This window comes from Bradyrhizobium sp. LA6.8 (assembly GCF_040547935.1).
Taxonomy (GTDB): domain Bacteria; phylum Pseudomonadota; class Alphaproteobacteria; order Rhizobiales; family Xanthobacteraceae; genus Bradyrhizobium; species Bradyrhizobium barranii.
Window position 1 is genome coordinate 379,991 of record NZ_JBEPQQ010000008.1, and the last position, 23,196, is coordinate 403,186.

Below are 23,196 nucleotides of genomic sequence, written 5' to 3' on the forward strand. Positions count from 1 at the left end.
TCTCCCATGCCCCTCCTCATCCGCGGCGGCACCGTCGTCAATCATGATCATTCGCGCCGTGCGGACGTGCTGATCGACGGCGAGACCATCGTCGCGATCGGAACATCGCTCGATGCACCGACGGGCGCGGAGATCGTCGATGCCGGCGGCGCCTATGTCATCCCGGGCGGGATCGATCCGCACACCCATCTCGAAATGCCGTTCATGGGCACGGTGACCGCCGACGATTTCGAATCCGGAACGAAGGCGGCGCTGACCGGCGGCACCACCATGGTGGTGGATTTCTGCCTGCCCGATCCCGGCCAGTCGATGCTCGCGGCCTATCAGGAGTGGCGGCACAAATCCGAGAAGGCGGCGACCGACTACGGCTTCCACATGGCGGTGACGTCGTGGTCGAAGCAGATCTATGACGAGATGGAGACCGTGGTCAAAACCTACGGCATCAACACCTTCAAGCATTTCATGGCCTACAAGGGCGCGCTGATGGTGAACGACGACGAGCTCTACAACTCGTTCGCGCGCTGCGCCCATCTCGGCGCCATACCTGTGGTCCACGCGGAAAACGGCGACGTCGTCGCCTTGATGCAGGAGGCGCTGATCGCGCGCGGCGTCACCGGCCCCGAGGGCCACGCCTACTCGCGGCCGCCGGAGGTCGAGGGCGAGGCCACCAACCGCGCCATCATGATCGCCGACATGACGGGCACGCCGGTCTACATCGTGCACACGAGCTGCCGCGAAGCGCATGAGGCGATTGCCCGCGCACGGGCTGCTGGGAAACGCGTCTATGGCGAGCCGCTGATCCAGCATCTGCTGCTGGATGCCGGCGAGTACCAGAACAGGGACTGGGATCATTCCGCGCAACGCGTGATGTCGCCGCCGTTTCGCGACAGATCGCATCAGGATAGTCTTTGGGCCGGCCTGCAATCAGGCTCGCTCCAGGTGGTCGCGACCGATCACTGCGCCTTCACCACCGAGCAGAAGCGGTTCGGGCTCGGCGATTTCAGGAAGATCCCGAACGGCACCGGCGGCCTCGAAGATCGGCTCGCACTGTTGTGGACCGCGGGCGTCGCCACGGGACGGCTCACGAAGGAAGAATTCGTCGCCGTGACCTCGGCGAACATCGCGCGCATCCTCAACATCTACCCGCGCAAGGGCGCCGTCGCCGTCGGTTCCGATGCCGATGTCGTGGTGTGGGACCCCAAGGCGAGCAAGACCATCAGCGCGAAGCGGCAGATGAGCCGGATCGATTACAACGTGTTCGAAGGCTTTGCCTGCACCGGCGGACCCGCCGCGACGCTGTCGCGTGGCCGCGTCGTCTGGAAGGCTGGCGATCTCCGCGCCGAGGCCGGCGACGGTCACTACATCGAACGGCCGGCGTTCTCGCCGGTGCACGTCGCCAACTCGACATGGAAACAACTGACCGCCCCGCGCGCGGTTTCGCGCGGAGCGGTGACGCCGTAGGGTTACCTCTACCTCAAACCTGCGTAATGCCGCCATCGGCCGCGAGATCGATGCCCGTGCTATAGCTGCTGTCGTCCGAGGCCAGAAATAAAATGGCGGAGGCCATTTCCTCCGGGCGACCAATCCGGCCGAGCGGCGTGATCGAGGCGAAGAACACGCGGGCACCTTCGGCCTCCCCTGGGGTCTTGAACTGGCCGTCGATGATCGGCGTATCGATGGCACCCGGTGACAACGTGTTCACGCGGATGCCGCGATCCTTCAGCTCCATCGCCCAGGTCCGCGAGAACGAGCGCAGCGCGGCCTTGGTGGCGGCGTAGGTGCCGTGCTCGGGAAGGCCTTTCAGGTGCAGGCCAGACGACACCAGCACGATCGAGCCACCCTTGCGCATCAGCGGCAGCGCCCTCTGTACCGTGAAATAGGCACCGCGCGCATTGATGCCGAATGTCGTGTCGAAATGCGCCGGAGTGACGTCCACCGTGAGCTTGCGCTCGACGAACGCGGCACTGGCGACGATGATATCGAGCGCGCCCTTTTCATCCTTCACCCGGGCGTAGAGTCGGTCGAGATCGTCGAGATTGGCGACGTCGGCCTGAATCGCGGAGACATTGCGCCCGATCTCGGCCTTGGCCTTGTCGAGTTCGCCCTGACGCCGTCCAACGATGAAAACATAAGCGCCTTCGGTCACAAAGGACTTCGCCGCCGCGAGACCGATACCACTGGAGCCGCCGGTGATGACGGCAATCTTTCCTTCGAGCTTTGACATGACACAGTCCTTTGGTTTGGGCGTGCGCGGGCGTTCGGCACGCGCACGCCGTTGACCATTTGAGGGAGAGAGATTGGCCGGCCCGTGAGCCGGCCGGTTCTTGATCAGGCCGCCTTGCCGGCCCGCAACCGGTCGAGCACCGGCAACAGTTCGGACGGATCGGGGCGATGCGTGTAGTCCGGGTTCACCTCCGCATAGGCGATGATGCCGTCGCGGCCGATGACGTAGCGCGCGGGCATCGGCAGCACCCAGGCCGGATTGTCGTTGAACGTCGGCAGGTCGTTCTTGAAGGACTGGTAGAGCGAGACGAGGTCGGCTGGCAGCGCGAAGCGGATGCCGAAAGCGTCGGCGAGGCCGCTCGCGACGTCGCTCAGGATCGGGAACGACAGCTTGTTCTCGCGCTCCGACTTGCGGCTGTTCGGCGCGGTCTGCGGCGAGATCGCAACGAGGCTCGCACCACGCGCGGCGATCTCCGGCAGCGCCTCCTGCAGCGCCTGGAGCTCGAGGTTGCAATACGGGCACCAGACGCCGCGATAGAACGACACGACCAGCGGTCCCTTCGCGAGCAGGTCGCGCGACGCGACCTGCTTGCCGTCGGGATCCCTGAGGATGAATTCCGGCGCGGCGTCGCCGGCCTTCTTGGCGCGCTGCGCCTGGCCGCTCGCGATCAGTTCGGCGGTGGCGCGGTGCATGGTGTCCAGCGCCTCCTTCGTCGGCTTGATTGGAAAGCGGCCGCCTTCGAAGTCGGCTTTGAAAGCATCGAGTTTGTCTTGCAGGGCCATGGGAAGCTCCATCAGTTGCTGTTGGCCCATCCCATCTGGATCATTCGAGATTGAAGGGGTATACGGTCAATACGTAGAACATATATTTGAAATTCAAATGAGCGATCGCTTGCAGGAATTGACCGTCTTCGTCCGCGCGGCCGAGAGCGGCAGCTTTTCGAAGGCCGCACGCGAGCTCGGCCTGTCGCAGCCCTCGGTGTCCCGCATCATCGGCGAGCTGGAGGCCCGGCTGGGCGTTAAGCTGCTGCTGCGAACCACGCGCCGCATCACCGTCACCGACGCCGGCGCGCTGTTCCTCACCCGCGCGCGCGAAGTGCTGGCCGATATCGAGGACGCCGAGGATGCCGCGCGCGGCATCGACTCGCTGCGTGGCACGATCCGCGTCACGATGCCCGTCATGTACGGCGCCCGGAACATCATCCCGCGCCTGCCGAAATTCCTGGCTGCGCATCCGCTGCTGCGCGTCGAGCTATCCGTGGTCGACGAACGCCAGGACCTCGTCGCCGAGGGCACCGACGTTGCCATTCGGCTCGGCCTGCTCAACGACTCCGGCTTTGGCGCGCGCAGTCTCGGGATATTGCCGCGCCTCGTGGTGGCATCGCGGTCTTATCTTGCCATCCGTGGCACACCGAAAACGCCGGCGGACCTCGCGTCCCATGATTGCATTTTCGGACCAGGCCAGTCCGGCCGCACCAGTTGGTCGTTCACGCGGAACGGAACCGAGACATCGGTCGATGTCCGCGGCCGCATCACCACCGATTCCGGCCCCGGCGTATTCGCTTGTGTGCAGGCGGGGCTCGGCATCGCGATCACATCGCCAATCATGGCCGGACCCGAGATCGCCGCCGGCACGCTGGTCCCCCTGTTGAAGAGCTACAAGCTTTCGCCCATCGACGTCTACGCCGTCTTCCCGGGTGGCCGCCGCCCCTCGACCAAGGTGCGCGCTCTGGTGGACTATCTCGCAACCGACATGAAGCAGACGCCATGAGCGACGCGCCGGACCGTTCCGCGGGCACAGCGGACTGCGACACCATGCGTCGCATTTAATGGCATGGCGCTTGCGTCCCTTGGTCGCAATTGGCTCAAGGAGGCATCGATGAATGCATCGTCTTTCGACATCAACCGCCGCGATTTGGTGCTCGGTGGCCTTGGCGCGGCCGGACTGACGGCGATCACATCCTCCTTCGTCAGGGCGCAGGGGCGTGCCGAGACGCTGCTGGTGGTGCAGGAGCTCGGGCCGAACTCGCTCGACATGCAAGGCGTCGGCTCCAACCAGACCGTGAACGGCCTGTCCTGGAACTGTTACGACCGCCTGCTCACTTACGCCTCCAAGACGCTGCCCGACGGGATCGTGTCCTATGATCGCGAGAAGCTCGCGCCTGAACTCGCCGAGAGCTGGGAGGTCGCCGCCGACGGCATGTCCTGCACCTTCAAGCTTCGCAAGGACGCGAAATTCCACGACGGCACGCCTGTTACCGCCAAGGACGTCAAATGGTCGTTCGACCGCGCCGTGAAGGTCGGCGGCTTTCCGACCTTCCAGATGTCGGCGGGTTCGCTGGAGAAGCCCGAGCAGTTCGTGGCGGTCGACGACCACACCTTCCGCATCGACTATGTCCGCAAGGACAAGATGCTGCTGTTCAACGTGGCCGTCGTCGTGCCCTTCATCATCAATTCCGAGCTCGCGAAGAAGAACGCGACGGCGGAAGATCCCTGGGCGCTGGCCTGGCTCAGGACCAACGAGGCCGGTGGCGGCGCCTACAGGATCGAAAGCTGGAAGCCAGGAAGCGAGACGGTGCTGGCCCGCTTCGACGACTGGAAGAGCGGACCGCTGCCGAAAATCAGGCGCGTGATCGCGCGCGACGTCCCCTCCGCCGGCACGCGCCGCGCGATGCTGGAGCGCGGCGATGCGGATATTTCAAGCGGCTTTGCGCCGCGCGATTTCGAGCAGATCATTCGGGAAGGCAAGGTCAAGGTCTCGGGCGTGCCGATCCCGAATGCGCTCTGGTACGTCGCACTCAACACGGCGAAGCCGCCGTTCGACAATGTGAAGCTACGGCAGGCCATCGCCTGGGCGATGCCGTATGAGCAGATCCAGAGCAGCGCGTTCTTCGGCCGCGCCGTTCCAATGTATGGCGGCGCCGCCGAAGTCTCAAAGCCGGTGTGGCCACAGCCCTCTCCCTATGTCACCGATCTCGACAAGGCCAAGGCGCTGATGAAGGAAGCAGGCTTCGAGTCCGGCCTGGAGACGACCTTGTCGCTCGACACAGGTACTGCGACCGTCGGCGAGCCGACCGTCATCCTGATCCAGGAAAGTCTGGCCAAGATCGGCATCAAGGCGTCGATCGAAAAAATCCCCGGCGCGAACTGGCGCACGACGCTGAACAAGAAGGAGCTGCCGCTGGCGCTCAACCGCTTCAGCGGCTGGCTCGATTATCCAGAGTACTACTTCTACTGGAATTTCCACGGCAACAATTCGATCTTCAACATCTCCTCCTACCAGAACAAGGAGATGGACGCGCTGATCGACAAGGCGCGCTTCACGGCGGATGCGGCGGAATACGACCGGTGCGTGAAGGATTTCATCGCGCTCTGCATGCGCGACGTTCCCGTCGTTCCGCTCAACCAGCCGATCCACGACGTCGCCATGCAGAAGGCCATCACCGGCTACGAGTTCTGGTTTCACCGCGAACCCGACTACCGCCAGTTCGCGAAGGGCTGATGCCGGTCGACAACGCGGACGACGTCCGAGGCGGCTCGCGCCTGCTCGGTCGGGAAGCCCCGCGCCAACCGTGCCGCGCTGGTGCGCAGCATCGCGGCGTCGAGCTTGCCCTGCCGTGCCCCATCCAGCGCGCAGGCGAAGACCCGGTAGAATTGGGCGCCGTCATAGGCAACCAGCAGCAGATCGACGCCGGCGTTGATCGCCTCGACCACGGCTTGGCAGACGTCGTGCTGGTAGATCGCACCCATCACGAGGTCGTCGGTCATCACCATGCCCTGGTAACCCCACTTGTCGCGGATGATGCCATCAATAACGCGTTTCGAATGCGAGGCGGCGCGATCGGGATCGACGGTCGTGAGCGTCACGTGCCCAACCATGAGCGCGCTGCGCGAATGCGACAGCACCTCGCGGAACGGCAGCCAGTCGGTTGCCTCCAATTCCCTGACCGGCGTATCGAGATTGGCGCTGAAATGATGCGTGTCGGTGCGGACGCGGCCGATGCCGGGAAAATGCTTCAGCGTAGCGCCGACGCCTGACTCTTCCAGCCCGCGCACATAGGCGCTCGCGATCGTGCTGACGACGGCAGGGTCGGTCGCAATCGCGCGCTGACCGATCAGCGTATGAAAATCGAGGCGATTGCGCCGGACCGGCGGCTTGAGGTCGAGCACCGGCGCGAGGTTGAGGTTGACGCCGAGCCCGGCGAGCTCGCGGCCGTGGATGCGGCCGAACTCTTCGGCCCTGGCCTGCTGTTCGTCGGGGGCGAGCCCGCTGAGCGTCGCCAGCGCCGGTAGCTTCGTCAGCGGCGGCGCGAGATGTCCGACGATGCCGCCCTCCTGGTCTGCCGCAACGACCAGCGGCGGCAGGCCGGCGGCGCGCCGCTTGTCCTGGAGCGCCGCGATCTCGGTGCGCAACGTCTCGACGGTCCGGCCGCGGATGTTCCGCCGGGTCACGTAGACGCCGCCGATCAAGCCCTGCTCGGCAAGGCGCGCAACCTCGGGAAAGGAGGAATAGCCCACCATGAAGTGAGGTCCGAGCTGACGCGCCTCGGTGGCGCTCGCGGCAAGCACCTCGTGCTTGCGCAGCTCGAACTTCAGATGCGCCGCCGACATCAGGACCGGCGGCAGGCACCAGAGCACGACGAGCAGCTTGCCCGCGATGGTACGCCAACGCCCTTTGCGGAGCAGGAGGATGACGATCGCGAGGCTTGCGACGACAAGCGCGAGGTTTCCCGCGCCGCGCAGCGGGACCAGATAGGGATCGTTCTTGTTGGCGGCCACGAATGCGACGAGCGGCGCGGCCAGCCAGAGCAGGATGAGACCAATACGACCGAGGAATTGCATGATGCGTCACACGCTATGAGTGGCGAATGCTTCGCACCTAATCAAAGCGAATCGCGCTGTGCGAGAGGCAAACGCGCGCCTGCACGAAAACTGCAAAAGACTCCTGAAACCGTGCAGACGATGGTCCCGCCTTCTGCACAAGCGCCGTTCAGACTTCGTGATGCCACCCATCACGAAAGGTCATTTGGACATGACGAGCCTGGCTTCGACGATAGCAGCGGAAATCCAGCCGATCAGGCATTCCTCGATCCCGGCCAAGGTCGGCCTCGCGCTGGTGCTGGCCGCGCTCGCCGACTGGCTGTTCTACGGCCAGCGGATCGGGCTGTCGCTGACGCTCTTTGCGATCGTGATGGCCTGCGTGTCGGTGCTCTTCAATCATGCGGCCCTGGATCTGCGGCGCGCCATGATCGGCACGGCCGTTCTCGTCGCCGGTCTCGTTCCGGCCGTCGAGGAGCTCAACATGCTGTCCTTCCTGATCCTCACCATGGCGCTGGCCATTGCGCTTCTGATCGCGACCAATCCTGAAACGACCGGGTTCGCTGAGCGTGCCCGCGCGCTGCGCAACTTTGTCCTGTTCGGGCCCTTCAGGTTCTTCCTCGAGGCGCTCCAGATCTTCAACATGTCGGCGTTCACCCGCGGCCTTGCACTCTGGCTGATGCCTGCCGCGCTGAGCACCGTCTTCGTCGCACTGTTCGCTGCGGCCAATCCGGTGATCGAGCAGTGGGTGTCGCTGCTCAATCCAAAGCTCATCCTCGAATATATCAGCATCCCGCGCCTGCTGTTCTGGGCCATGATGCTGACGCTGGTTTGGCCGTTCATTCATGTGCGCTGGCGGCGCAGGACGATTGTCACCACCGCCGTTGCCGATGGCCCCGTGCCGCCCCCGCTCCCGCCCTTGGTCTCGGCCGAATTCCTGAACCCTTCCACCATTCTGCGCTCGCTGATCCTGTTCAACCTGCTGTTCGCCGCGCAGTCCATCCTCGACGGCATCTATCTCTGGGGCCATGTGGCGCTGCCCGACAATTTGACCTATGCGGCCTACGCCCATCGCGGCGCCTATCCGCTGATAGCGACCGCGTTGCTCGCCGCCGCCTTCGTGCTGGTCGCGATGCGCCCGGGCGGCGCGGCCGAGAAATCGAAGGTGATCCGGCCGCTGGTCTATCTCTGGGTCGGGCAGAACGTGCTGCTCGTCGCCTCCTCCATCCTCCGCCTCGATCTCTACGTCGACATCTACATGCTGACCTATTGGCGCATCGCGGCCTTCATCTGGATGGGGCTGGTGGCGCTCGGGCTGGTCCTGATCGTGGCGCGCATCGCGCTCAACCGGTCCAACCTGTGGCTCGTCGGCGCCAATCTGATCGCGCTGACGATCGTGCTCTATAGCTGCTCGCTTGTGAACTTCGATGCGTTCATTGCCGACTACAATGTCACCCACAGCCGGGAAGCATCGGGCAAAGGCGTGCAGATCGACATCAACTATCTCCTGACGCTCGGGCCGCAGGCGCTGCCTGCCATCGACAAGGCGCTTCTGCTCCGGCCCGGCGCCCCCGAGAGCTGCCTTGTGTCTCGCCGCGACCGCCTTGTAGAACAGCAGCGCCAGGATCTGGCTTGGCGGAGCTGGGGCTTTCGGAGCTGGCGGCTCCAGCGCAGGCTGGACGCGCAGGCGAAGGATCAGCAGGCAGGCTGAGGAAGCGGAGAGGTTCTTGGCGCATCGCATTCTCATCGTCGACGACGAGGGCCACATCCGCGAGGTCATCCGCGTCGCCTTGAAGAAGGCCGGCATGGACGTGATCGAGGCGCGCGACGGCAAGGAGGCACTCGCCCGCTTTGCCGCCGACAAGCCCGACCTGGTCGTGCTCGACATCGGCATGCCCGAGTTCGACGGCCTCGACGTCTGCCGCGAGGTGCGCAAGACCTCCGACGTGCCTATCCTGTTCCTGTCGGCGCGCGACGAGGAGATCGACCGTATCCTTGGTCTCGAAATCGGCGGCGACGATTACGTGACCAAGCCGTTCAGCCCGCGCGAGCTGGTGGCGCGGGTCAACGTTATCCTGCGCCGCCTCAGCCCGCGCAATGGCGAGGCCAAAGCAAGTCCGGCCGCGTTGTCGCAAGGCGGCCTGCTGATCGATCCCGAGCAGCATGTCGCATCCTTTGCCGGCACGCCGCTGAAACTGACCGCGATCGAGTTTGGCATTTTGCGCGCGTTCCTGACCCGGCCGACCTCGGTGTTCAACCGCGAGCAGCTGATGCGGGCGGCCTATCAGCTCAACATCCAGGTCTCCGACCGCACCATCGACAGCCACATCCGCAACATCCGCGCCAAGCTCGCGGCGCACAATTGCGAGAACGTGGTCGAGACCATCCACGGCGTCGGCTTCAAGCTCGGCCGCTGCGAGAAAGAGGCATGAGCGCAGCGCCCGACAAATGGCGGCCGTCGCTCACCCTCGTGATTTTCACGGTGCTGGCGACCGTCGGTGTGCTGCCGCTGGTCGGCCTGTTCTTCTTCCGCCTCTACGACAACCAGCTGATCCGCCAGACCCAGGCCGAGCTGATCGCGCAGAGCCGCGTGCTCGCGACGATCTATGCGCAGGAGGTCACGGCGCGGCTCGACAGCGGCCTGACGCTCGGCGCCGAGGTGCCGCCCAACGTGCTGCCCGACCCCGGCGACCAGGTCACCCCGATCCGTCCCGCGCTCGACCTCACCGCCAACGATCTCTTGCGGCGGCGACCCGATGCGCAAGCCGCGCCGCAGCCGGCGCAGCCAACCTATGTCGAGATCGGCGCAAAGCTGACGCCGATCATCCGCGAGACCCAGAAGGTGACGCTGGCGGGCTTTCGCATCCTCGACCCGCAGGGCGTGGTGATCGCCGGGCGCTACGAGACCGGGCAATCGCTCGCCCATATCGAGGAGGTCGCGGACGCGCTGCACGGACAATACCGCGCCACCTTGCGCAACCGCGTCCCGGATCGGCCGCCGCCGCCGATCTATTCGTTCAGCCGCGGCCTCGGCGTGCACGTGTTTTCGGCGATGCCCGTCATCGTCAACAACCGCGTTGCCGGGGTGATCTACACCACGCGGACGCCGAGCAACATTTTTGATCATCTCTACCAGGAGCGGGCCAAGTTCGTGCTGGCGGGGCTCGCCGTGATCCTCGGTACCATCGCGATCGGCCTCGTATTCTCGCGCACCATCACGCTGCCGATGCGCGAACTGATCGACCGCGCCGCGCGGATCGGCCGCGGCGATCGCGAGGCGTTTCGGCCGCTCCGGCATTACGGCACCAGCGAATTCGCCCAGCTCTCGCACAGTTTTCTCGGCATGGCGGAACAGTTGGCGCGGCGCTCGGACTATATCGCGACGTTCTCGGCCCACCTCACCCACGAGCTGAAATCGCCGCTGACCTCGATCAAGGGCGCGGCCGAGCTGTTGCAGGATTCGTTTCAAGGAAAGCCGGAAGGCCTGACGCCGGCCGAGCAGAAGACGTTCATCGCCAACATCCTGTCGGACACGCAGCGGCTGGAGGCGATGGCGCAGCGGCTGCGCGAGCTCGCCCGCGCCGAGAGCCTGCCGCAGAACGAACGCACCGAGCTTGCGCCCGTGATCGCCGACCTCCGGAGCCGGTTTCCGGCCAGCTCAATCGAGGCCAGCGGCCGCCTCGACCGGGCGATCGGCATGTCCGGCGAGAAGGCGCTGATCGTGCTGTCGCATCTCGCCGACAACGCGATGCGGCACAGGGCGAGGACCATCAGGCTGGAGGCGGTGGACGAGCGGACGACCCTGCTTGTGACGGTCAGCAATGACGGCGAGCCGATTTCGGCGCCGAACCGCGACAGGATCTTTGATGCATTCTTCACCACGCGCCGCGACCAGGGCGGCACCGGGATGGGGCTGGCGATCGCACGCGCGGTGATGGCGAGCCATGGCGGCTCGATCAAGCTGAAGCCGACCGACGAGGGCGCGGCCTTCGAGCTCCAGTTTCCGATCGCCTAGATCGCGAACACCCAGGCGGCGACGATGGTGCCGATGGTGACCAGACCGGCGATGGTCCAGCCGGCGGCATATTCCAGCTCAGGATGACCGGTCGCCCGCATGATCTCTGCCGGATCGGCGGTATGCTTCTCTGCCATGACAGCCTCGCACGTTTTTTTCCGTGTCATATGTAAGTCGCTTCAGCCGCCAATAGGTTCCATCACGGAAATGCGAGGAATGACGCAACTTGGTCTGTTCGCCGACCCGCAAGCCGGCCCTGCCGGGCTTCGCTATACCGATGACTTCGTCGAGGCCGCCGTCGAGCAGGACTTGATCGGCCGCATCGCAGCATTGCCGCTGCAGCGCTTCCAGTTCGGCGCCTTCGAGGGCAACCGCCGGGTGGCGTCGTTCGGCTATCGCTATGACTATTCGCTGCAACGGCTGGCCGAGGCCGAGCCGATCCCGGACTGGGTCGTGCCCGTCGCGCGGCAGGCCGAGGCCTGGGCGGGCCTCGCCGCCGGCAGCGTCCGGCAGGTGCTCTGCACCGAATATGACACCGGCGTCGGCATCGGCTGGCACCGCGACAAGCCGCATTTCAAAGAGATCCTCGGCCTGTCGCTGGGCTCACCGTGCAAATTCCGCTTCCGCCGCCGTAGCGGCGACAAATGGCAGCGCCACGCGCTCGAAGCCCTGCCGCGCTCGCTCTACCTGATGGACGGCGAGGCGCGATCACAGTGGGAGCACAGCATCCCGTCGGTCGAGGCACGCCGCTATTCCATCACCTTCCGGACGATGCAGCGGGTGTAGCGGCCGGTCCAAAACTAAAATTGCGAAAACAACCCCATGCACAGTAGAACGCGCGGCCGGCATGCGGCCGCGGTCGCGGGCCCCAACTGTTTGACACGTCGGATCAAAACAGCCGCGCCGCGCAATCGTCGCGCGGTTGGCGGATTTTCCCTTCAATTGCCGGCCAGGGGCAAGATTTCGGGCGGAAGGGAAGCCGCCACTCGACTCTCCGCAAGATTGTAAGTTAATCTCGCTTCTATCGGCCGGTCTATTTTTAACCGATGTTGCAGCATTTCAGGGCGCGGCACGGCGCCGTCCCGGCAGAAGACATTTTCAAGGGAAGCTCGCGATGCGTTCGCTGTTTGCGCGGCTGCACCGGCGTTACGGGCCCAGGATTTCGGGGGCAGAGCGCCAGCGCCGGGTCAAGGACAAGCTCGCCCTTCAACCCACCCCACCCACGATCCGCTCACCCACCGCGCTCCGCGCGCTGGCGGTGCGACGCCCGAAAGTCGCGATCATCGGCGGCGGCTTCGCCGGCCTGATGGCGGCCTCCGAGCTCGTCGCGCATTGCGAGGTGACGCTGTTCGAGGCCCGCGACCGCTTCGGCGGCCGGGTTCTCAGCAAGAAGAAGCCGAGCGGGATCGTCGAGGCCGGCGGCGAGCTGATCGGCTACAACCATCCGCTCTGGCTGAAATATGCCAAGCGGTTCGAGCTCGGCCTGTCCGTCATCACCTCGGACACCAATTTCGACGCGCTCGAGCTCGACATGCCGGTGTTTCTCGACGGCCACAAGCTCTCCGACGGCCAGATGAAGCGGGTCTATCACGAGATGGACGATGCTTTCGGCAAGCTCAGTCGTTGGGCCGGCAGGGTCAAGCCTGACAAGCCCTGGCGCGCCAAGGGCGCAAGGAAGCTCGACGCCAGGACGATTGCGGAGTGGATCGCCAGCCTCGACTGCTCGAAGCTCACCAAGCACGCCATGGAGGAGCAGTTCTCCAACGACGCCGGCCAGCCGACCACCAAGCAGAGCCTTCTTGCTAATCTGGCCGTCGTCGCGGGCGGACGGATGAAGGACCAGATAGACGCCTTCTTCACCCAGACCGAGACTTTGCGCTGCTCGGAAGGCAATCAGGAGCTCGCCATTCGTCTCGCGCAGGACATCGAGGACAAGGGCGCCAGCACCCACCTGTCGACGCCGGTGCGCGCCATCCGCATCGACAGCGAAGGCGTGACCCTGGAATTCAGCACCTCCGGCAACGGAACCACGCGCGCGTCCTTCGCCGCCGATTATGCCGTGCTCGCGATACCCCCGAGCCTGTGGCCGGACTCACCCAACGCCAAGATCACGATCACGCCCCACCTGCCGCACGACTACTACGTCACGATGGGGACGGCGGTGAAATATCTCAGCCCGCTCAAGAAGCGCTTCTGGATCGGCGAGGGCCTCGCCCCAACCGCCATCTCGAACCAGTTCGGTGTCACCTGGGAAGGGACGGACAACCAGATCGCCCCGCCGGATCATCCGGTCGAGCTCAGCCTGTTTGCCGGAGCCGACGTCGCGGCGGAAGCTCTCAAGCACTACCGGCCCGGTGACCAGACGCAGGTCGACGCGTTCTACGCGCAGCAGATCGGCAGCGTCTACAAGGGCTATGTCGCGCATCTGGCCGATCAACCGGAGTTCATGGCCTGGCCGCGCGACGAATGGACCGCCGCCGGCTATTCCTGTCCCGCCCCCGGCGAGGTCTGCCGCGCCGGGCCGCTGCTGGCCAAGGGTTTCGAGGACCGCCTGTTCTTTGCCGGCGAGCACACCTGCTTTGCCTATTTCGGTTACATGGAAGGCGCTCTCCAGTCCGGCCAGACGGCGGCGGCTGCGATCATCAAGGCCATCGACAAGCAGCCTGAAGCGCTTGGCTCTGCCCGGACCAGCAATTCTGTCATAGGCTCGGGGCGCCTTGCGGCGGCGAAGCCGTGACGGGAGAGGAAGCGACGCGAATGACATTCACGACAAGGGCTCGATCCAGGATTTGGGCTCGCCTCATCTCTGCGCTCGCTTTTGCCGGCGCCTTCAACGCCGCCGGAGCCTCTGGGGCAACGCCTGCAAAAGTCTCGGGCTCGACGGCGCTGGCGCTCGCGGGCGTGATCGCGCCGCTGTCGCCGGACCTGACCGGCGCCGAGAGGAAGGCGGTGGCGATGCTGTTCGCCGCCAATGCCGAGATTCCCTACAAGAAGCCGATCGTGGTGACCGTGGACAGAATCGTCTGCCGCACCGGCAATGTCGACATCACGCTACGCAATTGCGAGCTGACCTTCGGCAAGAAGAGCAGGACCGTGAACGGCTCGACGGCCAATGAAATTTTCGCGACCGAAGCGCTCGCCGGCATTCCGCCCGATGGTGCGGCGGGATCGAACTTCGAGAGCCTGAGCAAGCTGAGCTGCATCATCGACCCCAATGCCATCCGCCGCAAGGACGGCAGCGGGGCCGACTGCACGTTCCAGCCGGGGAATTGAACCGCGCATGGGCAAGAACATGGGCAAGAAACCGGGTGCCGTGAAATCGCCTCAAGACCAACTAACTAATAAGGCGAATTGAAAAGACGGGCCAAATGCGCGAGCCCATATCGGGCACGCAGGGCCGGCACCAACATACCAACATGAAGAATTATCTCGCTTTCTTCCTCATCCTGGGCATGACGGCAGCCTCCGCACACGGTCCGTTGCCCGCGCGGCTCACGGGGCCGTCCAATCTCGTCCGGGTGGGCCTCACCGACAACGACACGACCGCCGGTGGCACCGCGCGGCTGTGCGAGCAGATCTCCTTCTCGCGGGGGCTGCGCTACGGCGAGAGCGAGGCCAATGTGCTCGACGTCGCCACCAGCAGCGAGACCAAGGCGGATACGCCCCGGCCCGTGCTGGTGTTCGTGGGGGGCGACACCTTCACCGGCGATCGCGGCGCGCCGGACCTGTCCCGCGAGGTCCAGGACCAGGCGATGTGCTTTGCCGCGCGCAACGGCATGATCGGCGTGCGCGTCAACTATCGCTTTGCGCCTGCGGCGACCTGGCCGATGGGTGCAACCGACGTCGCGGCGGCGCTATCCTGGGTCCACGGCAATATCGACCTGTTCAATGGCGATGCCCGCGAGATCGTCGCGGTCGGCTACGGCGCCGGCGCCTTCCATGTCGCCACCTTGCTGGCGCATCCCGAGTTCCAGACCGACCGTGCCGATGTCGCGGCCGTCGTGCTGGTGTCAGGGATCTACCGCGCGGGCAAGGACGCGAGCGACAGCGAGAAGGCCTATCTCGGCACTGACCCCACCCAATATGACAAGCGGTCGGTCTTCCCCGGCATCCTCAACGTCGATGCGCCGATCGTGCTGGCCTGGGCCGCGAACGATCCCGCGAGCCTCGTGGCGCAGGGCGAGATCTTGAAGAAGACGCTGTGCGGCGCCGGCCACTGCCCGCGCAGCACGCTGCTGCGCAGCCGCGACGGCATCGCCGCCGCCTTCGGCCTCGACGGCTCCGGCGACAGCCTCGCCGAACCGACCCTGCTGCTGGTGCATCAGCTCGAGGCGCGGGAGCTGCCGTAAGCGGGCGCGGGCACTCCAAGCTCCCGCAGCGTTATGGTCGGGCCCTACGAACCCGGCCGCGACAATGAGGCTATCACCGTCACCCTGAGGTGGCCGCTTCTTCAGCGGCCCTCGAAGGGCGACGGCCCGGCCGTCTTCGCTCGGTTGTAGCGGGGGCCATTCATCCTTCGAGGCTCCGCCCGCGATGCGCTGCATCGTGGGCTTCGCACATCAGGATGACGGAGCCACTGACCTCAACACGAACGGCGCGTCAGCACGCCTGTCGTTTGCTGAGCGCCCACGCAGCCACAGCTTTGACAAACGCTTGACGTAGATCAAGCGGACTTGGTGCGGATTGAGCCGACCTCTTGGAGGGGCCAATATCAAGGTATCGAGCATGCGCGTCATCGGCAGGATGCTGTTCGTTTCGATGATCGCTATCGCGTCGCTTGGCGCGATGTCCCAGCAACACGCCGAACAACCCGCGAGCGGCGATGAAATCCGCATCGGCAATGTGATGCCGTATTCGGGACCGCTCTCGGAGTTCGGCGCCATCGGCCAGGCGGAGGCTGCCTATTTCGACATGGTCAACGCGCGCGGCGGCATCAACGGCCGCAAGATCCGCTTCATCACGCGCGACGACAATTCCGATCCGGCCACCGCGCTGGAGCTGACGCGCAATCTGGTCGAGAAGGACGACGTGCACCTGATGTTCGGCTCGTTCGGCACGCCCGGCAATATCGCCACGCGCTGGTACCTGAACGAGAAGAGAATCCCGCAGCTGTTCGTCGCATCCGGCGACGAGGAGCTGAGCCAGGCCAAGGCGTTTCCCTGGACCATGGGCTGGCAGCCGTCGTTCCGGTCGGAGGGGCGCATCTATGCCAACTACATCCAGGCCTATTACCCCAAGAAGAAGATCGTGGTGCTCTGGCAGAACGACCAGTTCGGACGCATGCTCTACAGGGGCATCCAGGAAGGTCTTGGCGACCTGAACCGCCTTGTCCTCGTCGACATCGCCTTCGACATTGCCGATGAGCATCTCGAAGGGCACGTCTCGATCCTCAAGCGCGCGGGCGCGGACATCTTCGTCTTTCTCGGCGTGCCGTCGACGGCGTCCAAGGTGATCAAGCTGGCGGCGTCACTCAAATGGCGCCCGGTCATCATCGTCAACGACGCCTCCGCCTCGATCGCCAACGCGATGGCGCCCGCGGGCCTGGAGAATTCGTCCGGCGTGATCTCGGCGGCCTTCCTGAAGGATCCGAGCGACCCCGCATGGAAGAACGACCCCGCCATGAAGGACTGGTTCGCCTTCATGGACAAGTACCATCACGTCGAAAGCACCAACAACAGCGCCGCGGTCTACGGCTACGGCGCAGCCGAGGCGCTGACGCAGGTGCTGAAGCAATGCGGCGACGACCTGTCGCGCGAGAACATCATGCGTCAGGCGGCTTCGCTGAGGGATCAGCAGCCCTCCGTTGCCTTGCCCAACATCAGGATGAGCACCTCGCCGAACAGCTACCTGCCGATCAAGCAGATGCGGCTTGTGCAGTTCGACGGCCGTTCCTGGCAGCCTTTTGGCGATGTGATCGAGACCGCGTTCACGGAGGGCGCGGCGCGGTAGGCCGACTCGGACGCACCTTTTGCTGGGCCACCCCTCTCCCCCGCCCTCCCCCGCAAGGGGGGAGGGAGCGCAGTGTGCCGCGCGGCGAAGGCTGAGCTCACAAGCTCAATGAGTTCACAGGACCAAAGCCAATTGTCGTCCCTTGACGTAGCCACACGCGCAAATGCGTTCCCTCCCCCCTTGCGGGGGAGGGTTAGGGAGAGGGGTCCACACGGGGGACTCTCTCAATCAGAAACGCGGCTACGCAAGACTGCGCGCACCCTCACGCCGGCTTCAGCGAAGCCAGCGCGTTTTCCAGCAGCGAGCGGACGCGCGCGGCATCGCCTGACTTCACCACCGCGGGGTCGAGATACAGCTCGAGGCCGGGCGCGCGCTCGGTGATGACACCGCTCTTCTCCGCCGCCGCGTCGTTGAGCGCGTCGACCGAATAGGGAATGATTTCGCGGCTGATGCCCTTCATCGTGATCGCGGGCAGCGCGTGCGCGCGGACGATGTCGCTGACCAGCGCAAAGGTCTCGTAGCTCAACACGATGCCGCCGGGCTCGGCGATCGATTGCAGCCGCGCGGCGAGGTTCGCTTCGGCACCGATGATGGTGTAGTCCATGCGGTCGCTGCTGCCGAAATTGCCGACATTGCAATAGCCTGAGTTGATGCCCATGCGCGAGCGGAACGGCTGCTCGATGCCGGAGGCGCGCCACTTCGCATTGAGCTCGGCAAGACGCTGCTGCATGCGCCAGGCCATCTGGAGGCAGGCCTCAGCGTCCGCACGGTCGCCCCTGGTCTCGGGGTCGCCGAAGAAGATCAGCATGGCATCGCCGATGAACTTGTCGATGGTGCCGCCATATTCGTGCGCGATCGCCGACATCTCGGTGAAATATTCGTTGAGGAGCTGGGTCAACAATTCCGGCTGAAGCCGCTCCGCGGTCGCCGTAAAATTCTGGATGTCGGAGAAGAAGATCGTGAGCTTCTTGCGCTCGGTGTGGATCGTGACGTCCTTCTGGCCGCTGAAGATGCTCTTGTAGACTTGCGGCGGGATGTAGCGCGAGATCTTCATCGACAACGAAGCCAGGAAGTCGTTGGCGGATTCGAGCTCCTTGTTCATGCCCTTGATGCGGCCGGCCTGTCGGCGCTGGAGCGAGAGGAACGACAGGCCGCAGCCGGCGGCGATCAGGAAATAGGCCAGCAGGAACTTGAACGAGAAGATGTTGGCGGCGATCGGCTGCGCGATGATCACCTCCTGGATGCCTCTGATGTCACCGACCTTCCAGTCCTTCTTCGGGCTCTCGGGGTGGCTGTTGTGGCAGCTGACGCAGGCAGGGCCCATCGTGACGGGCGCGACCAGGCGGACCTTGTCGGAGAACAGCGAGGTCTCGGTCTCGACGATCTTCTGCTCGGGGTCCTTGCGAAGCGCGTCGAGCGCGTCCTTCTCGAACTTGTCGAGCTGGTGCGCGGCGCGGTTCTGGAACGGGAAATCCGAGACGAAGCGGTAGGCGATGTTCTCCTGCTGCGCGCCGATCACCCGTCCGAGCTCCAGCGACAGCGTCGCCGGGATCGGGATCGCACCGGGGACGGATTCGTAATTGTGCACGACCCTGGTGGTGCCATCAGGGTTGGCCAGGATGCGGCCGACCACGTTGGACGCATAGTAGCTGCGCACGCTCGTGATCACCGAGTTGAGGTCGGCGGCCTGCCGGCGCAGCGCGGTCTTGCTGAGGTCGGTCAGGTCCAGCCACACCGCGACCGGCAAAGCGAGCAGGAGCAAGGCGATCACGGCCCCCGTGAGGATGCCGCTCTTGCGCTGTTCTTCGGAGATCTCTTGTTTCACCCTGTGGCTCCGTCGTGTGCGATCTTGTCGCAAATCCCGGGAATTCGCGGCAAGAGCTTGCGGCGGCACAGAGCCCGCAAATACGAGGCCGCGCAACCCCATTTCATGGTGGGTCGCAGCAAATGGCTTTTCGTTTCATGGCGAATGTTTAAGATCGGTATTAACCTGCATTCACTCCGCCGGGAGATCCTCCATATGACCGAGACTATCCGCATCAGGCGCTTCAATGCGCGCCCCGTGATCGTGCCGATGAATTTGCCGCTCAAGACCTCGACCGGCGCGGTCGCAAAGGCGCCGCTGGTGCTGATCGACTGCGAGACCGACCAGGGCGCGGTGGGGCATGCCTATCTGTTCTCGATCACGCCTTCGGCCTTGAAGCCGCTGACGGCGATGGTCACGGAAATGTCTGAGCTCGTCGCCGGCGACGAGCTGCTGCCGTTCGAGATCGAGCGCAAGCTGACCCAGCGTTTCACCCTGCTCGGCCTCGCCGGCCTGCAGCGGCTGGCGCAATCCGGCATCGACATGGCGGCATGGGACGCGCTGGCGCGTAGCAAAGGCTTGCCGCTCGCGCGCCTGCTCGGCGGCGCGCCGAAGCCGGTCAGGGCCTACAATTCGAAGGGGCTCGGCATCATGCCGGCGGGCGCCGCCGTGGACGAAGCCCACAAGCTGCTGGCCGAAGGTTTCCACGCCGCAAAGATCCGCGTCGGCCGGCCCGATGCGCGGGAGGATCTCGCCGTGGTGCGCGCGGTGCGCAAGGCCGTCGGCGATCAGGTCACGCTGATGTGCGACTACAACCAGGCGCTGACGGTCACCGAGGCCATCCGCCGCGGCGAGATGCTCGACGACGAGGGGCTGACCTGGATCGAGGAGCCGGTCCGCCACGACGATTACGCTGGTAACGCGCGCATTGCGGATGCGCTCCGCACGCCGGTCCAGATCGGCGAGAATTTTGACAGCGCCTTCTCGATGCAGGCGGCGCTGTCCGCGGAGGCCTGCGACTACGTGATGCCCGATGTCCAGCGCATCGGCGGCGTCACCGGGTGGCTCCGCGCCGCCGCGCTCGCACATGCCGCCGGCATCGAGATGTCGACGCACCTGTTCTCGGAAGTGAGCGCGCACCTGCTCTGCGTGACGCCGACCGCGCACTGGCTGGAATATGTCGACTGGGCCGACGCGGTGCTGGCGACACGATTGCAGATCAAGGACGGCTTTGCCCTGCCGGGCGAGGAGCCGGGCAACGGGATTGCCTGGGACGAGGCGGCGGTGAAGAAGTATCTCGTCTGATAAGACCGCCTCTTACGACCGAACAGCGGCAATCATACTCAGCTCGACGGGAGCGCCCCGCGGCAACTCGGCGACGCCGACAGACGTGCGCGTGTGACGACCGCGATCGCCCAAGCGCTCGATCAGCCGGTCGGAGGCCCCATTCATGACTTGTGACTGCTGGGTAAATCCAGGCGCTGAAGCAATGTATCCGACGAGCTGCAGGACCTGGACGATCCTGTCCTCTCCGCCTGTTGCGTGGTTGATGGCTGAAATGCAGAGATCGGCGCAGAGAGCAGCGGCCTCCTGCGCGGCCGCGATATCGACATTTGCGCCGACCTTGCCCGCATACAGCAGGTCCTCACCGCGACGCGGCAGCTGACCACTGACATACGCAATTCCACCATGGATGATCACCGGCAGATAGTTGCCGCCGGGCTTGTTCACGCTGTTCATCTCGAAAACCTGCCTTCTCGTCACGTCCGGCGAAGCGACACGTTTCGCCGAACGCCGCAAATTGTATCTCACCAGGCTCGTCGCCCTAGTGGAGGACCGGACAATGGCAGGCGGCGAGTCACGGATCAAGGCTGCGAAGCATTTGCATGCCGAAGGCAGTGCGGATCCAGCCCGACAAGGCCTCGCCACCGCGCATTGCGCAGCGGCGGCGGGCACGATAACGATGCCCCCATGTCCACATGGCGGCCCCACCCTCATATCCGCGTCGTCGCGCTCGGCCTGCACTGGCGGGACGGGCGCCTGCTGGCGGCCGAGGTGCGCGACGATGCGGGGCGGATCAAGGGCGTGCGCCCGCTCGGCGGCGAGATCGAGTTCGGCGAGAGCTGGCGGACTGCGCTCGTGCGGGAATTTGGTGAAGAACTCGGCGTGGACATCACCATCACGGGCGAGCCGCTGGTGATGGAGAACATTTTTGTGCACGAGAGATCGACCGGGCATGAGGTGATGTTCATCGCGGAGGTCGCGCTTCCAGACGGCGCGTTCAGCGGCCAGGATCGCGTCGACTTCCGCGAGGATAACGGCGAAGAGATCGTCGCACGCTGGTTCGATCTTGCGGAGCTCGACGTCGAGGGCGGGCCGGGCCTTTATCCGAACGGGTTGAAGGATGTGCTGCTCCGACGGAAGCGCCAGTCCGCCTGACGGGCGCCTGACTACCAAACCTCCGCACCGGGGATCTTCTTGCGCACCGCGATGCGCTGGATCCAGATGCAGCGACGGACGGACCTGTTGGAGCGGCCGACGGCGGATATCCCCTCGCCGGCCTGAAGCAGCGGCGCGATGTTCGCGCGCAGCGCCCGGCAGCGCTGGAGCTCGGCCTGCCAGTCGATCACCGCTGCATCCGCGCATGACGCCATCAGCGCCAGCACAGCTATTGCAAGACAGGTCGCCCGCATCGTTCGCATTCCTTTCACTGTGATCCCCCCGCGTCGCGCCGGTAGCGGAAGTCGCAATGGCTCGCGCGCCTTGCATGATGGTCTGCGCCCGCGTCAGCTTGACGTCGGGGCCGGACCCTTCCGCAGTCGCGAAGTCGGAAGTGCAGACAAAGGAGAAAAGCCGAGCTCCGGCTCGCCCAGCAGTGGCGGCCCCAACAAGGCTGAGCCAACGCAGACGTGATTTAGCGGTTACCGCGGATCGCCAGATCCTGAAGAGCCGACGGCGCAGTCAGTGATATTATCACCATCATACCAAATGCTGCGCGGGATTCCCTAAGAACCAGCCAACGTCAAGGAGAACTCGAGTGCCGTTGTGGAAAGTCTATCACCCCGTCGGGGCCTACTCGGCTCATGACAAGAAGGAATTCGCAGAGAAGGTCACCGCAATGTATGCGAGGATTCCCATCCCGAAATTCTACGCCGTGATGATCTTCGAGGAAGTCGCCGCAGGTTCGGTCTATGTCGGCGGAGCTTCGCACGAGAAATTCGTCCGCTTCAAGATCGACCACATGGCGAGGACGATGCCCGGCCCCGTCATCAGGGAATGGTGGGTGAAAGCAGTCGACAAGTTGATCGCGCCCTACGTCAAGGACCGGGGATACGACTGGGAGGTCACCATCGACGAGCTACCGGCCGACCTTTGGTCGATTCAGGGGCAAATTCCGCCGCCATTCGAATCCCACGCCGAAAAAAGATGGGTCAAGGAGAACCGGCCGAGTTCGTATGACCTCCAGGAAAAGCTGCCGGTCGGAGCCCTGTTCAAGCCGGGCGTGTCCGCCGGCTGAGGCGACGCCCGCAGGACTGTCGATCGACGCAAGACGCCGCTCCGCAGGGCGGACCGAGCCTCTATCCGACAGGACTGAAGGACCTGCTGCTCCGGCAGAAGAGCCAGTCCACCTGACGGGCGCCTGCTACCAAACCTCCGCGCCGGGGATCTTCTTGCGCACCGCGATGCGCTGGATCCAGATGCAGCGACGGACGGATCTGTTGGAGCGGCCGACGGCGGATATTCCCTCGCCGGCCTGAAGCAGCGGCGCCACGTTCTGCCGCAGTACGCGGCAGCGCTGGAGCTCGGCCTGCCAGTCGATGATCGCCGCATCGGCGCGTGATGCCATCAGCGCCAGCGCAGCCATGGCAAGGCAGCTTGCCCGCATCATTTGCATTCCCTTCACTGTGATCTCCCGGCGTCGCGCCGGTAGCGAAAATCGCAATGTCTGGCGCCCTGCATGATCGTCTGCGTGCGCGTGAGCCTGACGTCGGGACCAAACCCTTCCGCGGTCGCGAAATCGGCGGTGCAGACCAGGAGGAAGCCGAGCTGCGGTTCGCCCAGCGCCTTGTAGAACTCGGCATAGGCGCATCGCGTCACGTCGAACGCGAAGGTATCCGCCGTCTGCTCGACGACGTCATAGGCGAGCGCGTCGTCGCGGGCATAGGTCTTGAACGCCGACGACACGGCCTTGCCGAGATCGGTCTCGTTCTTCGTTTTCCAGAACTCCTCACCGAAGCCGCGATAGAGATCGCCGAGCACCTTGCGCACCAGCGCGTTGGCGCGCGCCTCGCCGAGCTCGGCCTGCAATGCCTTGACCAGCGGCACCAGCACCTGCGCCTGGATTTTTGCTTGCTCGATGACGGAAACGCTCATGGGCAGCCTCGCT

General features: G+C 64.8%; 23 protein-coding genes. 14 read left to right on the plus strand and 9 right to left on the minus strand.

Annotation, left to right across the window (positions count from 1 at the left end):
* Positions 1 to 6 precede the first annotated feature (6 nt).
* The gene (gene hydA / locus ABIA90_RS33545; protein ID WP_354120795.1) at positions 7 to 1,461 is read left to right on the plus strand and encodes a dihydropyrimidinase; all 1,455 of its coding nucleotides are present in this window, start codon (positions 7 to 9) and stop codon (positions 1,459 to 1,461) included.
* A gap of 13 nt (positions 1,462 to 1,474) precedes the next feature.
* Here hydA and ABIA90_RS33550 read toward each other — a convergent pair whose 3' ends face one another.
* Positions 1,475 to 2,224, minus strand: a complete 750-nt coding sequence (locus ABIA90_RS33550; protein WP_354120794.1) for an SDR family NAD(P)-dependent oxidoreductase — start codon at positions 2,222 to 2,224, stop codon at positions 1,475 to 1,477.
* Between the two features lie 104 nt (positions 2,225 to 2,328).
* Entirely contained in the window at positions 2,329 to 3,006 is a 678-nt protein-coding gene (locus ABIA90_RS33555; protein ID WP_354120793.1) for a peroxiredoxin-like family protein, read from the minus strand.
* Positions 3,007 to 3,103: 97 nt separating this feature from the next.
* On the opposite strand from ABIA90_RS33555, the gene ABIA90_RS33560 reads away from it, so the two are divergent.
* Together ABIA90_RS33560 and ABIA90_RS33565 are read left to right on the plus strand one after the other, a co-directional pair.
* A complete protein-coding gene (locus tag ABIA90_RS33560; RefSeq protein WP_354120792.1) occupies positions 3,104 to 3,994 on the plus strand; it encodes a LysR family transcriptional regulator in 891 nt (296 codons plus the stop codon).
* A gap of 108 nt (positions 3,995 to 4,102) precedes the next feature.
* On the plus strand, positions 4,103 to 5,725 hold the full coding sequence (locus ABIA90_RS33565) for an ABC transporter substrate-binding protein (RefSeq protein WP_354120791.1): 1,623 nt from the start codon (positions 4,103 to 4,105) through the stop codon (positions 5,723 to 5,725).
* Here ABIA90_RS33565 and ABIA90_RS33570 read toward each other — a convergent pair.
* Positions 5,701 to 7,065: a glycoside hydrolase family 3 N-terminal domain-containing protein gene (locus ABIA90_RS33570; protein WP_354120790.1), complete on the minus strand. Its 1,365-nt coding sequence runs from the start codon at positions 7,063 to 7,065 to the stop codon at positions 5,701 to 5,703. The two genes, ABIA90_RS33565 and ABIA90_RS33570, sit on opposite strands and share 25 nt — an antisense overlap.
* A gap of 190 nt (positions 7,066 to 7,255) precedes the next feature.
* Here ABIA90_RS33570 and ABIA90_RS33575 point away from each other — a divergent pair, with 190 nt between their 5' ends.
* From ABIA90_RS33575 to ABIA90_RS33585, 3 genes are read left to right on the plus strand one after another with little or no spacing between them, the layout of a single operon-like run.
* Positions 7,256 to 8,752 carry a DUF4153 domain-containing protein gene (locus ABIA90_RS33575; protein WP_354120789.1) on the plus strand — a complete coding sequence of 499 codons (1,497 nt, stop codon included), beginning with the start codon at positions 7,256 to 7,258 and terminating at the stop codon, positions 8,750 to 8,752.
* Positions 8,753 to 8,768: 16 nt separating this feature from the next.
* Positions 8,769 to 9,473 (plus strand): response regulator, encoded by a 705-nt coding sequence (locus ABIA90_RS33580; RefSeq protein ID WP_354120788.1) that lies wholly within the window; start codon positions 8,769 to 8,771, stop codon positions 9,471 to 9,473.
* The gene (locus ABIA90_RS33585) at positions 9,470 to 11,056 is read left to right on the plus strand and encodes an ATP-binding protein (RefSeq protein WP_354120787.1); all 1,587 of its coding nucleotides are present in this window, start codon (positions 9,470 to 9,472) and stop codon (positions 11,054 to 11,056) included. Before ABIA90_RS33580 ends, ABIA90_RS33585 begins: the two co-directional genes overlap by 4 nt.
* Here the strand turns inward: ABIA90_RS33585 and ABIA90_RS33590 are convergent.
* Positions 11,053 to 11,193, minus strand: a complete 141-nt coding sequence (locus ABIA90_RS33590; RefSeq protein ID WP_007597071.1) for a hypothetical protein — start codon at positions 11,191 to 11,193, stop codon at positions 11,053 to 11,055. The genes ABIA90_RS33585 and ABIA90_RS33590 overlap by 4 nt on opposite strands.
* Before the next feature lie 79 nt (positions 11,194 to 11,272).
* Here ABIA90_RS33590 and ABIA90_RS33595 point away from each other — a divergent pair, with 79 nt between their 5' ends.
* The 5 genes from ABIA90_RS33595 (at position 11,273) to ABIA90_RS33615 (ending at position 17,005) form a co-directional block, all read left to right on the plus strand.
* Positions 11,273 to 11,842: an alpha-ketoglutarate-dependent dioxygenase AlkB gene (locus tag ABIA90_RS33595; RefSeq protein WP_354120786.1), complete on the plus strand. Its 570-nt coding sequence runs from the start codon at positions 11,273 to 11,275 to the stop codon at positions 11,840 to 11,842.
* 328 nt (positions 11,843 to 12,170) lie between these two features.
* Positions 12,171 to 13,793 (plus strand): flavin monoamine oxidase family protein, encoded by a 1,623-nt coding sequence (locus tag ABIA90_RS33600; RefSeq protein WP_354120785.1) that lies wholly within the window; start codon positions 12,171 to 12,173, stop codon positions 13,791 to 13,793.
* A gap of 20 nt (positions 13,794 to 13,813) precedes the next feature.
* Positions 13,814 to 14,329 (plus strand): hypothetical protein, encoded by a 516-nt coding sequence (locus ABIA90_RS33605; RefSeq protein WP_354120784.1) that lies wholly within the window; start codon positions 13,814 to 13,816, stop codon positions 14,327 to 14,329.
* A 143-nt stretch (positions 14,330 to 14,472) separates the two neighbouring features.
* Positions 14,473 to 15,405, plus strand: a complete 933-nt coding sequence (locus ABIA90_RS33610) for an alpha/beta hydrolase (RefSeq protein WP_354120944.1) — start codon at positions 14,473 to 14,475, stop codon at positions 15,403 to 15,405.
* A gap of 376 nt (positions 15,406 to 15,781) precedes the next feature.
* Entirely contained in the window at positions 15,782 to 17,005 is a 1,224-nt protein-coding gene (locus ABIA90_RS33615; RefSeq protein ID WP_135214796.1) for an ABC transporter substrate-binding protein, read from the plus strand.
* A 262-nt stretch (positions 17,006 to 17,267) separates the two neighbouring features.
* Here ABIA90_RS33615 and ABIA90_RS33620 read toward each other — a convergent pair whose 3' ends face one another.
* A complete protein-coding gene (locus tag ABIA90_RS33620) occupies positions 17,268 to 18,830 on the minus strand; it encodes an adenylate/guanylate cyclase domain-containing protein (protein WP_354120783.1) in 1,563 nt (520 codons plus the stop codon).
* Between the two features lie 195 nt (positions 18,831 to 19,025).
* On the opposite strand from ABIA90_RS33620, the gene ABIA90_RS33625 reads away from it, so the two are divergent.
* Positions 19,026 to 20,114 carry an enolase C-terminal domain-like protein gene (locus ABIA90_RS33625; RefSeq protein ID WP_354120782.1) on the plus strand — a complete coding sequence of 363 codons (1,089 nt, stop codon included), beginning with the start codon at positions 19,026 to 19,028 and terminating at the stop codon, positions 20,112 to 20,114.
* 12 nt (positions 20,115 to 20,126) lie between these two features.
* Here the strand turns inward: ABIA90_RS33625 and ABIA90_RS33630 are convergent, their stop codons facing one another.
* Positions 20,127 to 20,549: a RidA family protein gene (locus ABIA90_RS33630; protein WP_063985690.1), complete on the minus strand. Its 423-nt coding sequence runs from the start codon at positions 20,547 to 20,549 to the stop codon at positions 20,127 to 20,129.
* A gap of 231 nt (positions 20,550 to 20,780) precedes the next feature.
* Here ABIA90_RS33630 and ABIA90_RS33635 point away from each other — a divergent pair, with 231 nt between their 5' ends.
* Positions 20,781 to 21,248, plus strand: a complete 468-nt coding sequence (locus ABIA90_RS33635) for an NUDIX hydrolase (RefSeq protein WP_354120781.1) — start codon at positions 20,781 to 20,783, stop codon at positions 21,246 to 21,248.
* Positions 21,249 to 21,259: 11 nt separating this feature from the next.
* Here the strand turns inward: ABIA90_RS33635 and ABIA90_RS33640 are convergent, their stop codons facing one another.
* The gene (locus ABIA90_RS33640) at positions 21,260 to 21,502 is read right to left on the minus strand and encodes a hypothetical protein (RefSeq protein WP_354120780.1); all 243 of its coding nucleotides are present in this window, start codon (positions 21,500 to 21,502) and stop codon (positions 21,260 to 21,262) included.
* A 344-nt stretch (positions 21,503 to 21,846) separates the two neighbouring features.
* On the opposite strand from ABIA90_RS33640, the gene ABIA90_RS33645 reads away from it, so the two are divergent.
* On the plus strand, positions 21,847 to 22,326 hold the full coding sequence (locus ABIA90_RS33645) for a tautomerase family protein (RefSeq protein WP_071909434.1): 480 nt from the start codon (positions 21,847 to 21,849) through the stop codon (positions 22,324 to 22,326).
* A gap of 126 nt (positions 22,327 to 22,452) precedes the next feature.
* Here ABIA90_RS33645 and ABIA90_RS33650 read toward each other — a convergent pair whose 3' ends face one another.
* Together ABIA90_RS33650 and ABIA90_RS33655 are read right to left on the minus strand one after the other, a co-directional pair.
* Positions 22,453 to 22,698 carry a hypothetical protein gene (locus tag ABIA90_RS33650; RefSeq protein ID WP_071909433.1) on the minus strand — a complete coding sequence of 82 codons (246 nt, stop codon included), beginning with the start codon at positions 22,696 to 22,698 and terminating at the stop codon, positions 22,453 to 22,455.
* Positions 22,699 to 22,709: 11 nt separating this feature from the next.
* A complete protein-coding gene (locus tag ABIA90_RS33655; RefSeq protein WP_354120779.1) occupies positions 22,710 to 23,183 on the minus strand; it encodes an L-2-amino-thiazoline-4-carboxylic acid hydrolase in 474 nt (157 codons plus the stop codon).
* Positions 23,184 to 23,196: the final 13 nt, after the last annotated feature.

What these genes read in the sequence shown, in the direction of transcription:
- hydA (WP_354120795.1), top strand. Translation starts at nt 7, where the DNA reads ATGCCCCTCCTCATCCGCGGCGGCACCGTCGTCAATCATGATCATTCG.
- ABIA90_RS33550 (WP_354120794.1), bottom strand. Translation starts at nt 2,224, where the DNA reads ATGTCAAAGCTCGAAGGAAAGATTGCCGTCATCACCGGCGGCTCCAGT.
- ABIA90_RS33555 (WP_354120793.1), bottom strand. Translation starts at nt 3,006, where the DNA reads ATGGCCCTGCAAGACAAACTCGATGCTTTCAAAGCCGACTTCGAAGGC.
- ABIA90_RS33560 (WP_354120792.1), top strand. Translation starts at nt 3,104, where the DNA reads ATGAGCGATCGCTTGCAGGAATTGACCGTCTTCGTCCGCGCGGCCGAG.
- ABIA90_RS33565 (WP_354120791.1), top strand. Translation starts at nt 4,103, where the DNA reads ATGAATGCATCGTCTTTCGACATCAACCGCCGCGATTTGGTGCTCGGT.
- ABIA90_RS33570 (WP_354120790.1), bottom strand. Translation starts at nt 7,065, where the DNA reads ATGCAATTCCTCGGTCGTATTGGTCTCATCCTGCTCTGGCTGGCCGCG.
- ABIA90_RS33575 (WP_354120789.1), top strand. Translation starts at nt 7,256, where the DNA reads ATGACGAGCCTGGCTTCGACGATAGCAGCGGAAATCCAGCCGATCAGG.
- ABIA90_RS33585 (WP_354120787.1), top strand. Translation starts at nt 9,470, where the DNA reads ATGAGCGCAGCGCCCGACAAATGGCGGCCGTCGCTCACCCTCGTGATT.
- ABIA90_RS33590 (WP_007597071.1), bottom strand. Translation starts at nt 11,193, where the DNA reads ATGGCAGAGAAGCATACCGCCGATCCGGCAGAGATCATGCGGGCGACC.
- ABIA90_RS33595 (WP_354120786.1), top strand. Translation starts at nt 11,273, where the DNA reads ATGACGCAACTTGGTCTGTTCGCCGACCCGCAAGCCGGCCCTGCCGGG.
- ABIA90_RS33600 (WP_354120785.1), top strand. Translation starts at nt 12,171, where the DNA reads ATGCGTTCGCTGTTTGCGCGGCTGCACCGGCGTTACGGGCCCAGGATT.
- ABIA90_RS33605 (WP_354120784.1), top strand. Translation starts at nt 13,814, where the DNA reads ATGACATTCACGACAAGGGCTCGATCCAGGATTTGGGCTCGCCTCATC.
- ABIA90_RS33610 (WP_354120944.1), top strand. Translation starts at nt 14,473, where the DNA reads ATGAAGAATTATCTCGCTTTCTTCCTCATCCTGGGCATGACGGCAGCC.
- ABIA90_RS33615 (WP_135214796.1), top strand. Translation starts at nt 15,782, where the DNA reads ATGCGCGTCATCGGCAGGATGCTGTTCGTTTCGATGATCGCTATCGCG.
- ABIA90_RS33625 (WP_354120782.1), top strand. Translation starts at nt 19,026, where the DNA reads ATGACCGAGACTATCCGCATCAGGCGCTTCAATGCGCGCCCCGTGATC.
- ABIA90_RS33630 (WP_063985690.1), bottom strand. Translation starts at nt 20,549, where the DNA reads ATGAACAGCGTGAACAAGCCCGGCGGCAACTATCTGCCGGTGATCATC.
- ABIA90_RS33635 (WP_354120781.1), top strand. Translation starts at nt 20,781, where the DNA reads ATGTCCACATGGCGGCCCCACCCTCATATCCGCGTCGTCGCGCTCGGC.
- ABIA90_RS33640 (WP_354120780.1), bottom strand. Translation starts at nt 21,502, where the DNA reads ATGCGGGCGACCTGTCTTGCAATAGCTGTGCTGGCGCTGATGGCGTCA.
- ABIA90_RS33650 (WP_071909433.1), bottom strand. Translation starts at nt 22,698, where the DNA reads ATGATGCGGGCAAGCTGCCTTGCCATGGCTGCGCTGGCGCTGATGGCA.
- ABIA90_RS33655 (WP_354120779.1), bottom strand. Translation starts at nt 23,183, where the DNA reads ATGAGCGTTTCCGTCATCGAGCAAGCAAAAATCCAGGCGCAGGTGCTG.